General features: G+C 69.9%; 3 protein-coding genes and 2 pseudogenes. 1 reads left to right on the top strand and 4 read right to left on the bottom strand.

What is annotated here, in order from left to right:
- Window positions 1–92 precede the first annotated feature (92 nt).
- Together AB0O11_RS39150 and AB0O11_RS39145 are read right to left on the bottom strand one after the other, a co-directional pair.
- Window positions 93–353 (bottom strand): hypothetical protein, encoded by a 261-nt coding sequence (locus AB0O11_RS39150; RefSeq protein WP_363397348.1) that lies wholly within the window; start codon window positions 351–353, stop codon window positions 93–95.
- Between the two features lie 56 nt (window positions 354–409).
- The gene (locus AB0O11_RS39145; RefSeq protein ID WP_363397346.1) at window positions 410–1,426 is read right to left on the bottom strand and encodes an alcohol dehydrogenase catalytic domain-containing protein; all 1,017 of its coding nucleotides are present in this window, start codon (window positions 1,424–1,426) and stop codon (window positions 410–412) included.
- A 221-nt stretch (window positions 1,427–1,647) separates the two neighbouring features.
- On the opposite strand from AB0O11_RS39145, the gene AB0O11_RS39140 reads away from it, so the two are divergent.
- Window positions 1,648–2,220 (top strand): TetR family transcriptional regulator C-terminal domain-containing protein, encoded by a 573-nt coding sequence (locus AB0O11_RS39140; RefSeq protein WP_363397344.1) that lies wholly within the window; start codon window positions 1,648–1,650, stop codon window positions 2,218–2,220.
- Between the two features lie 213 nt (window positions 2,221–2,433).
- On the opposite strand, the pseudogene AB0O11_RS39135 reads toward AB0O11_RS39140, so the two are convergent.
- Together AB0O11_RS39135 and AB0O11_RS39130 are read right to left on the bottom strand one after the other, a co-directional pair.
- Window positions 2,434–3,171 (bottom strand): annotated as a pseudogene (locus AB0O11_RS39135) (IS701 family transposase); the annotation flags it as partial.
- A gap of 49 nt (window positions 3,172–3,220) precedes the next feature.
- A pseudogene (locus tag AB0O11_RS39130) lies at window positions 3,221–3,445 on the bottom strand (restriction endonuclease); the annotation flags it as partial.
- Between the last annotated feature and the right edge of the window lie 227 nt (window positions 3,446–3,672).

Below are 3,672 nucleotides of genomic sequence, written 5' to 3'. Positions count from 1 at the left end.
CTCCACCGAAGTCACCCGCCCACAACCAGCATGAGCACCCCGACAGCGACGCACACCAGGCCCGTGACCAGCCACTTTACGATGCACACCACTCACTGGGCCAGCAGCACCAGCCAGAGCAGGCCACTGAGGGTGAACAGCGCGTCGCTGACGTGGAGAGCGGCCGGAAAGCTGGTCGCCGCCGCCTGCCAGGCTCCACCAAGGCCGGCGGTGCCGAGGGAGATGGAGAGCAGTCCGATCCGCGCGGCGCGGGTCGCGTGGCGAGCGGTGGGGCCGGGGACGGTGTCGGTGGCCGGTCGCGCGGGCCCGTTGCCGCGCGAGGCCGGCATGGTGTGTGCGGTCATGTTGGTCATGTGGTGAAACCCAGGGTCAGACCCACGGGCAACATCACCACGTCACATCCTCACTGTCAGGCGGTGATGTCGAGGACGACGCGGAAGCGGGCGTTGCCCGAGAGCATCCGCTCGTAGGCGTCCATGGCCCGGGTGAAGGGCATGGTCTCGGTGGAGGGGCGGATCCCGTGGGCGAGGCTGAAGGCGAGGTTGTCCTCGTTCTGGATCGATGATCCGGTCAGGTGGCCGACGATGCGGCGGGTGCCCAAGATCAGGTCGGGTGTGGCGACCGTCAGCGGGTCGGGCGCGGCACCGACCACCACCAGGCTGCCGCCCGGAGCCAGCCCGCGGACCAGTGGGTTCATGGACGCGCCGCTGGATGCCGTGGCGACGATGACCGAGGCGCCGCCCAGGTTGACCAGCGCCGTGCCCGGGTCTGTGTCGGCGCTGTCGATGTACTCGTGGGCGCCCAGTTCCCTGGCGAGCTTTTCCTTCTCCCGGCCGCGGGCGATGGCGGCGACGCGGTAGCCGAGGCTGCGCGCGTACTGCAGGGCCAGGTGGCCCAGTCCACCGATCCCCTGCACGGCGACCAGGGCGCCCGCGCGGGTGGGGGTCTGCTGGAGCGCGGTGAGGGTGGTCAGGCCGGCGCACAGCAGCGGGGCCGCGTCGACGGCCGGCATGGTCTCAGGGACGCGTACCAGTCCGCTCGCGCGCGCGTAGGCCACCTCGGAGTATCCGCCGTCGACGGTCGTTCCGGTCTGTTCCTGGTTCAGGCAGTTGACGAAGTCGCCGCGGCGGCACCGCTCGCACTCCCCGCAGTGCCCGTTGAGGAAGCCGACGCCGACGCGGTCGCCGGGCCGCCAGGCGGTGACGCCCGTACCCACGGCGTCGATCACGCCGACGATCTCGTGGCCGGGAACGACGGGGCGGGACGGGTCGGGGCGCAGGCCCTCCACGGCCAGCACGTCGGAGTGGCAGACGCCGCAGGCCTCCACCCTGAGTCGGACGTGTCCGGGTGCCGGATCGACCAGGTCGCGCTCGACCAGTCGGAGGTTGTGGACGCCGGTGGCTTCGAATGCTCGGTACGTGGACATGGTGCTCCTCGGTCTTGCCTCTGCCGTACAGGGAGGCAGAGCGTTGGGACGGGATTGATTTCAATATGACCGGTCGTCTTATGTGAGTCAAGCAGACCCCCGACCGGACCGCCGACAGCGTGTCGCCACGCGCCGGCGGCGAACCGGGACGGCTTCTCTCGGCGACCCGGGGTTGACCTGAGGCAAGACGACCGGACATATTGGATTCGGAGGTGGTGAGGATGGCACGCGCATCCAAGCGCGAGGAGATCGCACAGGCAGCCCTGGAGCAGTTCCGCACGCGGGGCTTCAACGCCACCGGCATCAGCGACATCACCTCGGCGGCCGGGGCCCCCAAGGGCTCCTTCTACAACCACTTCGCCAGCAAGGAGGCGATCGCCCTCGAGGCGCTGAACCGCTACGCCACCGAGCTGCGGTTCGACATGCTCGACACCCCCGACCGCCCCGCCCTGGAGCGGCTCCGGGCACACTTCGAGTTCTTGGGCGAGGACACGGTCGACAACGGCTTCGCCCGCGGATGCCTGGCGGGCAACCTCGGCGCCGAGGTGGCGGACCACTCCGAGGAGATCCGCTCCGCCGTCCAGGGCGGCTTCCGGCGGTGGGCCTCGCGAATCCAGCAAGTGCTCACCGAAGCCCAAAAAGCGGGTGAACTCGACGCCACTCTCGACGTGGAGGCGGCCGCGCTGTTCATCCTCAGCGCCTGGGAGGGCACGCTGATCGCGGCCCGGGCCGACAAGTCCTCCGCGCCCCTCGACGCCTTCTTCCGCATGGTCTTCGACGTCCTCCTGCGCTGAGCGCGACCACCCGCGCAAGACCCGACGACCCCACCGACTAGTACTGCAGCCGCAGTTATGGAGTGTGGCCTCGGCGTTTGTAGTGGCTGTGACGGGCCCGGGTCTGGCTTCGCCGCCGCCAGTACGACCAGCGCAGATGGTGGGCGGCGGTGAGGTGACGCGGACGGAGGAGCAGGCCGATGAGTCGGCGGATCTCCGCGACGGACAGGGGTATCAGGCCGTCACAGCCCGATCGGGAGCCCCCTTTGACAGCTCGTGTGCGCGGATGGCGGTCAGGGCGGCGAGTGCGGCCATGGACAGGGTGATGTGCCGGTACCAGGCCTGGTAGCGGCGGACCTGGTAGTGGTCCAGGCCGCACTCGTTCTTCGCGACCTGGAAGCACTCCTCCACCTGCCACCTCGCCCCGGCGACCTTGGCCAGGTCCGTCAGCCGCGTGCCGGCCGGGCCGTAGCAGACGTAGTAGGCGATCTCTGTCGGATCGCTGACGCTGCGCCGGGCGAGGACCCAGTGGCCGAAGCCGTTCTCCCAGCAGATCCGGATCGGTACCCGGGCCCAGTCGTAGATCCGCCGGCCGTGGGCACCGGCTCCGCAGGACAGGCGCTTCCACGCCTGCCGGGGCAGGGAGGCGACGAGCTGGTCCACCCGGGCATCCCCGCCTCTGGTGATGATCACGGTGTCGTTGACCTCGGTCGCCAGCACGTGGGCCACACCGCCTTCCTCCAGCCAGAACCGCAGGGTCTTGACCTGGCCGTACGCCTCGTCGGCGGTCACCCAGGCGAACGGGACGTTCGCGTCCAGGGCGCGTTGGAGCATGGCCCGGAAGTGCTCGATCTTCGTGGCGAACGGAACGTCGTCCTCGATTCCGGCGGCCCGGCAGCGCGCCCGGTCGTCGGTCCAGGACACCGGCAGGTAAAGCTCGCGGTCGATCAACGCGCGGCCCGCGGTCGACGAGGTGAAGGCGCTGCCGGGTGGCGAAGGCGGCAGCCGGTTCGGTGAAGCCGTTGAGCGCCACGACGACCGGGACCGCGGCGCCGTGCACCGGCCGGGCGGTCCCGTTGAACCTCTGGACGGCCTCCGAACCCAGCGGAGCCGAGTGTCGCCTGCACTGCAGCACCACCCGTCGCCCCAGACCGTCCACGGCGACGACGTCGGCACCGAGGTCTCCGGCGCCGCCGACCCGTACGACGTCGATGAATCCGTCGCGTTCCAGCAGTTCGCGGCGCATCTCCTCGAAGCGGGTCGGTGTGGCGGCCTCGAATGCCTCCAGGGTGTGGTCGAGGGGGCGCCGCGTGTAGGACGCGTCGGGTTCTGCGGGCGTCGCCTGACGCACCGACTGGTGGGCCCATTGCTCGATGCGACTAGGTTCTGTCCGGTCGATCATGAGCGGAGCCAGATGGCCAGGGCGGCGACCGTGACCGTGCCGAGGAAGACATAGACACGTTTGTCATATCT

The organism is Kitasatospora sp. NPDC093102 (assembly GCF_040683915.1).
Classification (GTDB): Bacteria; Actinomycetota; Actinomycetes; order Streptomycetales; family Streptomycetaceae; genus Kitasatospora.
This window is presented reverse-complemented; position numbering and strand designations above follow the sequence as displayed.

Bases quoted from the DNA above. Each gene is read 5' to 3' on its own strand.
- AB0O11_RS39145 (WP_363397346.1), bottom strand. From the start codon at position 1,426: ATGTCCACGTACCGAGCATTCGAAGCCACCGGCGTCCACAACCTCCGA.
- AB0O11_RS39150 (WP_363397348.1), bottom strand. From the start codon at position 353: ATGACCAACATGACCGCACACACCATGCCGGCCTCGCGCGGCAACGGG.
- AB0O11_RS39140 (WP_363397344.1), top strand. From the start codon at position 1,648: ATGGCACGCGCATCCAAGCGCGAGGAGATCGCACAGGCAGCCCTGGAG.